Consider the following 6,324-nt stretch of genomic DNA (forward strand, 5'->3'; position numbering starts at 1 on the left):
TCGCCGTGCCGTTTTCGCTCGGCGCGGCGATCTACATCGCCGAGTTTGCCAGCGGCAAGACGCGCGAAAACGCTGAAAGTGCTGGTCGAGCTGCTGGCGGCGATTCCGTCGGTGGTCTGGGGTTTCATCGGCCTGGTGATCATGAATCCATTGATCATCAAGTGGTTCGACGTGCCGGTGGGTCTGTGCGTGCTCAACGCGGGCATCATCCTTGGTTTGATGGCCGCGCCGATCATGACCTCGATCGCCGAGGATGCGCTCAAGGCGGTTCCCGATCGCTACCGCGAAGCCGCCGAGGCGATGGGCGCGACGCGCTGGCAGGTGACCTACAAGGTGGTGCTGCCGGCGGCCAAGAACGGTCTCCTCGGTGGCGTGCTGCTCGGCGTCGGACGTGGCTTCGGAGAAACGATGGCCGTGCTGATGGCCACCGGGCACGCGGTCAATATCCCCGACAGCGTCTTCGACTCGGTGCGCGCGCTGACCGCCACCATCGCCGCGGAGCTGGGTGAAACGGTGGTGGGTGGCGAGCACTATCAGGCGCTGTTCACCATCGGCATTCTGCTCTTCCTGGTCACCTTCACCGTCAACCTGACCGCCGATCTGATCGTGCGCGGCATTCGCAAGGGATAGAAAATGACAACTGCCAACGCAGCCATGTTCCAGGCGAGCAGCCTGAATCACCGCAATGCCAGGGTCCAGAGCCTCTATCGAATGCTCTTCGGTTTGATGACCCTGATGTTGATTGCGCCGGTACTGATTATTCTCGGAACCCTGATCCACAAGGGTGGCGGGGCGATCTCCTGGGAGTTTCTGTTTACTGCGCCGACCGACGGCATGCGTACCGGCGGCGTGCTGCCAGCGCTGCTGGGCACCGTCTGGCTGGTGATGGTCGCCCTGTTGCTGTCGGTTCCGATCGGCATCTTCGCGGCCATCTACCTCAGCGAGTACGCCGGCGACAACTGGTTCACGCGGGTGATCAATCTGGCGATCATCAACCTGGCCGGCGTGCCGTCGATCGTGCATGCCCTGTTCGGGCTCGGCGCCTTCGTCATCTTCTTCAAGTTCGGGACGAGCATTCTGGCGGCGAGCATGACGCTGGCGGTGATGACCATGCCCGTGGTCATCGTCGCCACCCGAGAATCGCTGCAGTCGGTCCCGCTGGCGTTTCGCGAGGCCTGCTGGAATATGGGAGCGACGCGCTGGCAGACCATCCGCAAGGTGGTGCTGCCGAACTCGATCACCGGCATCCTGACCGGCGTGATCCTCGAGGTTTCGCGCACCGCTGGCGAGACCGCACCGATCATGTTCACCGGCGCGGTGTTCTTCACGCCCTTCCTGCCGCAAAGCGTCTTTGACCAGACCATGGCCTTGTCGCTGCACCTGTTCGTCGCCGCGACCCAGGTTCCGGGCATCGCCGAGGAGGTCCCGTTCGGTATCGCTCTGGTCCTCATCGGACTGGTGTTGCTGATGAACAGCGCGTCGATCGCGTTTCGCATGTGGCTCAGGGGGAAGAAGAAATGGTAAGTCAAAGCGCTCTCGAACGAGTGGCGGCTACCGGTCAGGACGGTGCCGCTTCCGCGGCGCCGCGGATCAAGCTGGCGGCCAAGGACCTGACCATCAGTTACGGCAAGGCAGTGGCGTTGAAGGACGTCAACCTGGAGATTCGCGAGCACGAGATCTTCGGCATCATTGGCCCCGCCAACGCCGGCAAGACCTCGTTCCTCAAGGCGGTCAACCGCATGGACGTGTTCAACACGGGAATGCACGTGCCGCGAAATCCGCTTCAACGGCCTCGATACCCGCCACCTGAAAAATGTCTATGCGCTGCGCAGTCCGCATCGGTGTCGCTTTCCGCTGCCGGTCGGCCCTGCCGATGACGGTCTATGAGAACGTTGCCCTGTCGCCGCGCCTGCGGGGGATCAAGAACAAGGCCGAGTTGGACGTGATCGTGCAGCGCTGTCCTGACCCGGGCGGCCCTCTGGGACGAGGTCAAGGGATCGTCTGCATGCGCTTGGCAGCCTGCTTTCCGGCGGCCAGCAGCAGCGCCTGACGATCGCCCGGGCCTTGTCGCAGGAGCCCGATCTGTTGATGCTCGACGAGTTCTCGATCGCCGTCGACCCGGTGACCACGATGCGCATCGAAGATGTGCTCAAGGAGCTGCGCCGGGAGGTGACCATCATCCTGGTCACCACCTCGTGCAGCAGGCGCGGCGCCTGGCCGACCGCACGGCGTTCTTCCTGAATGGCGAGTGCGTCGAGGTGGGCGTCACCGAGGATCTGTTCACCGGTGAGGTGAAGGATCAGCGGACCCGCGACTACGTAGAGGGACGATTCGGCTGAGCCCGGTTGCCTAGCTGGCGCCCTGTTGCCGACGGCAGCAGGGCGCCAGCTTTCGCGCCGGGCGACGCCGCTTGCCACTGAATTGACTTGAATGCCAACGAAGGACATAACGAGATGACCGCCGTCCAAGCCGCTGCTCTGCAGCAGCCAGCTCCAGAATACGCGATCGATACCAAAAAACTGAACCTCTGGTACGGAACCTTCCAGGCTCTGTACGACGTGGATCTGCGCATCCGCCAGGGCATGATCACCTCGATGATCGGGCCCTCGGGATGTGGCAAGAGTACCTATCTGCGCAGCGTCAACCGCATCAACGAGCGTCTCGGCTACGTGCGCATCGAGGGCAGTATCGACGTCATGGGCCAGAATATCTACGACCCGGGCGTCGAACTGATCCAGGTGCGCAAGCAGGTGGGGATGGTTTTCCAGCGTCCCAATCCGCTGCCCATTTCGATTCGCGACAATATCCTTTTCAGTCACCGTCTGCACGCCAAGGGCGGCGGTGACGTGCACCAGGGCACTGCGGACGAAATCGTCGAGGAGTCCCTGCGCACCGTGCTGCTGTGGGACAAGGTCAAGGATCGACTCAAGCGCAAGGCGACCGAACTGTCGCTGGAAGAGCAGCAGAAGCTGTGTATCGCTCGTCTGCTACCCGTGAAGCCGAAGCTGTTGCTGATGGACGAGCCCTGTTCAGCCCTCGACCCGAAGGGGACCGAAGCGGTCGAGGAGTTGCTCTGGGAACTGCGCGGCCAGTACACAATACTCATCGTCACCCACAACATGGCGCAGGCCCGTCGTGCCAGCGAGGAATGCATCTTCATGTTGATGGGCAAGGTGGTCGAGCATGCGCTTACCGAGCAAATGTTCGTGACTCCGGTACACAAGGAGACCTCTGACTATATCGAAGGCCGTTACGGTTGAGCCTACGGTTTGCGCGCAACGAGGCAACGCCCGGCCCGCCGGGCGTTGTGCCGTGCGGGGCGCTGCCACTGGCTTGCCAAGCCGGGAGAAACTGCTAGACTCGCTGCCGTTTGCCGACCCTCGTCAAACCACCGCCAAGTCACTTTCCGGCGCCACCGGGCGTCGCTCAACCGGAGGAATCAGCATGGGCCTTTTCGATTTCGTCAAGGAAGCAGGTGAGAAGCTTTTTCGCTCCCAGGAGGCGCAAGTCGCGTCGGATGCGGTGACCAATGCGCCCAACGACGATGCGGCCAAAGCCAGACTGGACCAGATGAACCGTGCCGCTGGCGATGCCATTGAGGCTTACGTCATCACGCAGGGCTTGACCGTAACCGGGCTGACCGTGACCTTTGACGGCGCCAGTGGGGCGGCGACCGTTTTCGGTGTCGCCGCTGATCAGACCAGCAAGGAGAAAATCCTCCTGTGCTGTGGCAACGTCAGCGGCGTCGCCCGGGTCAACGACATGCTTTCGGTAGACCAGAGCGCGCCGGAAGCCCTCTTCTACACCGTCGTCTCCGGCGACAACCTGTCGAAGATCTCGAAGCTGCACTACGACAATCCGAACAAGTACATGCTCATCTTCGAGGCCAACAAGCCAATGCTCGGTCACCCGGACAGGATCTATCCCGGCCAGATGCTGCGCATTCCTCCCCTCTGATCCGGACCCGCGGCGCGCTGCGCGCTCAGGGCTGGCGTGCCGCCGCGGTGTCGGCCTGTGGCTGGCGGGGCGCCGCCAGGCGTTCGAGCATGGCGCGCACGACCTTGATCTGCACGCCACCCTGCGTGGCGTAGTCGCTGCCCGAATAGCCCCACCAGTCCCAGCAGCCGAAGGGGTTGTTCAGCCACCGCCAGGATCCGATCGCCAGGCCATAGCGTGGTTCCACCTGCGGATAGAGGACGATGATGCGATTGCTGTCCGCCCAGCGGTTGTAGCCGGCGCCATCGACGAAGCGGCGGCCGATCTGCGCCGTGCTCTGACGACACCCATGGAAGACGACATGCACCCGGCAGGCATTGCTGTGGCAGGCCTGCGGCACGAAAGCGTAAGCGGCGTCTGCCAGTCCGGCGTCGATCGCTTTGCCGGCGACGAAGGCGCTCTGATCAAAGCGCAGCATTTCGCCGCTGAGGGTCGTCGCCGCCGGCCGTAATCGGCCCAGCAGATGGTTGAGCATTTCGCCGGCGGCATCGAAGTCGCCGCAGCGGTTGATGAACGGCGATTGCTCGCTGCTGCAGGGTTTGGCCGCCGGGGCGACGACCGAAATCATGGCGTGCCCGGCCTCCGTCAGCTTGACGAAGCGAATCGCCGTCGGCACGATCCACTGGCCATAGAAAGCAGCCAGCCGCTCCATCACCGTGGTGTCAACGATGCTGTCCTTGCCGCCTGAGAACAGCCACACGCGATCGTCGCTCAGCCTGTCCAGCGGATCTATGCGGCCCGCGCCGGCAAGTGCTTCCGCCTTGGCGCGCAGTTCCTCCACCGACGGCAGCGCTGCCCACCACGAGGGCGCCATGCAATGGGTGAGCGCTCGCCAGATCGATCCTTCGGCACAGTAATACGGGCCGCCCGCGAGGACGCCTGCGCCGCCAACCAGCTTCGCGTGCGCGACATGAAACTGCACCGCCATGAACGCCCCCGACGAGATGCCGGAGACGGTCAGGCCGCTCAACTCGGCGCCCAGCGCCGGCAGCGGCGGCGGGGCTTCCGCTGCGCGGGCGTGGCCGGTGCTCAGCAGGAGGACGAGAGCCGTGGCGGCAAGGCTGCGCCGGAGGGTATTCGCGGTGGCCATGGTGGTTGCCGGGCAAGAACGATGAAAACGGCGACCGGCAAATGCTAGCAGATCGCCTTGCCGACGACCAGGGCGGCTGGCGGCGACCGCCCGCTCGATGCTTCGCCGACCTGAAGCGGCGGTGCCTTGTTTGATCGCCATGGGGCCCCTAAACTACGCCCTTGCTCACTCTCCACCGCGGCTGTCGCGGATCGCCATGCGCCAGTCCCCAGTCGCCATCGACTCGAAACTTCCCTGGGTGGGGACCACCATCTTCACGGTGATGTCGAAGCTCGCCGCCGACTGCGGCGCGATCAACCTGTCGCAGGGGTTTCCCGATTTTCAGCCGAAGCGGCGCTTTTCGACGCCACCCTGCGGGCGATGAGCGCGGGGCGCAACCAGTATCCGCCAATGGCCGGTGTGGCCGAACTGCGCACGGCGATCGCCGACAAGGTCGCGGCGCTCTATGGCGCCGACTACGACGCCGAAGACGAAATCACGGTGACCGCCGGTGCCACGCAGGCGATCTTCACGGCGATTGCCGCCTTCGTGCGCAGTGGCGACGAGGTGATCGTCTTCGAGCCGGTCTACGACAGCTACGTGCCGGCGATCGAAACGGTTGGCGGGAAGGCCGTTTACGCGGCGCTGCGCTTCCCCGATTACCGGCCGGACTGGCAGCAGGTTCGTTCGCTGCTCAGCCCGCGCACGCGGATGATCATCATCAATTCGCCGCACAACCCCACCGGCTGCCTGTTCGACGCTGACGATCTCGCGGCCCTGGCCGAACTGACGCGCGATACGAACATCGTGCTTCTCGCCGACGAGGTCTATGAACACATCGTTTTCGACGGTGCCCGGCACGAGAGCGTCGCTGCGCATCCGGAACTGGCCGCGCGCAGCATCGTCGTTTCGTCTTTTGGCAAGACCTATCACATCACCGGCTGGAAGATCGGCTACGTGCTGGGTCCTCGCGAACTGATGCGCGAGTTCCGCAAGGTCCATCAGTTCAACGTGTTTACGGTCAATACGCCCTGCCAGCTGGGGATTGCCGAGTACATGCGCGACGCCTCGCGGCATCTCGGCCTGGCCGCGTTCTACGAAGGGAAGCGCGAGTTTTTCCGCCGCCAGCTCGGCGCTTCGCGCTTCGAGCTGCTGCCCTGCCGCGGCACCTACTTTCAACTGGCGCGTTACAGCGCCATTTCCGACCTCCCCGACCAGGAGTTTGCCCGCTGGCTGACCCGCGACGTCGGTGTGGCGGT

8 protein-coding genes and 1 pseudogene are annotated in these 6,324 nt (G+C 63.9%); 8 read left to right on the forward strand and 1 reads right to left on the reverse strand.

The features are described from left to right. Positions 1 to 45 precede the first annotated feature (45 nt). The 7 genes from pstC to lysM all read left to right on the forward strand — a co-directional run bounded on the left by pstC (position 46) and on the right by lysM (position 3,957). Entirely contained in the window at positions 46 to 630 is a 585-nt protein-coding gene (pstC, locus tag QZ634_RS20390) for a phosphate ABC transporter permease subunit PstC (protein ID WP_291991325.1), read from the forward strand. Positions 631 to 633: 3 nt separating this feature from the next. Next, positions 634 to 1,524, forward strand: a complete 891-nt coding sequence (gene pstA / locus QZ634_RS20395; RefSeq protein ID WP_291991326.1) for a phosphate ABC transporter permease PstA — start codon at positions 634 to 636, stop codon at positions 1,522 to 1,524. Then, positions 1,518 to 1,877: a hypothetical protein gene (locus tag QZ634_RS20400; RefSeq protein WP_291991327.1), complete on the forward strand. Its 360-nt coding sequence runs from the start codon at positions 1,518 to 1,520 to the stop codon at positions 1,875 to 1,877. Before pstA ends, QZ634_RS20400 begins: the two co-directional genes overlap by 7 nt. Beyond that, complete coding sequence (locus tag QZ634_RS20405) at positions 1,874 to 2,050, forward strand: hypothetical protein (RefSeq protein WP_291991328.1); 177 nt, start codon at positions 1,874 to 1,876, stop codon at positions 2,048 to 2,050. The genes QZ634_RS20400 and QZ634_RS20405 overlap by 4 nt, the downstream gene beginning before the upstream one ends. Next, positions 2,020 to 2,241 carry an ATP-binding cassette domain-containing protein gene (locus QZ634_RS20410; protein ID WP_291991337.1) on the forward strand — a complete coding sequence of 74 codons (222 nt, stop codon included), beginning with the start codon at positions 2,020 to 2,022 and terminating at the stop codon, positions 2,239 to 2,241. The genes QZ634_RS20405 and QZ634_RS20410 overlap by 31 nt, the downstream gene beginning before the upstream one ends. 212 nt (positions 2,242 to 2,453) lie before the next feature. Continuing rightward, positions 2,454 to 3,260: a phosphate ABC transporter ATP-binding protein gene (locus QZ634_RS20415; RefSeq protein ID WP_291991329.1), complete on the forward strand. Its 807-nt coding sequence runs from the start codon at positions 2,454 to 2,456 to the stop codon at positions 3,258 to 3,260. A 184-nt stretch (positions 3,261 to 3,444) separates the two neighbouring features. Beyond that, the gene (lysM, locus tag QZ634_RS20420) at positions 3,445 to 3,957 is read left to right on the forward strand and encodes a peptidoglycan-binding protein LysM (RefSeq protein ID WP_291991330.1); all 513 of its coding nucleotides are present in this window, start codon (positions 3,445 to 3,447) and stop codon (positions 3,955 to 3,957) included. Between the two features lie 25 nt (positions 3,958 to 3,982). Here the strand turns inward: lysM and QZ634_RS20425 are convergent, their stop codons facing one another. Next, positions 3,983 to 5,227 (reverse strand): poly(3-hydroxybutyrate) depolymerase, encoded by a 1,245-nt coding sequence (locus QZ634_RS20425; protein WP_291991331.1) that lies wholly within the window; start codon positions 5,225 to 5,227, stop codon positions 3,983 to 3,985. A gap of 55 nt (positions 5,228 to 5,282) precedes the next feature. On the opposite strand from QZ634_RS20425, the pseudogene QZ634_RS20430 reads away from it, so the two are divergent. Beyond that, positions 5,283 to 6,324, forward strand: a pseudogene (locus QZ634_RS20430) (methionine aminotransferase); the annotation flags it as partial.

This window comes from Candidatus Accumulibacter sp. ACC007 (genome assembly GCF_907163205.1).
Lineage (GTDB): Bacteria > Pseudomonadota > Gammaproteobacteria > Burkholderiales > Rhodocyclaceae > Accumulibacter > Accumulibacter regalis.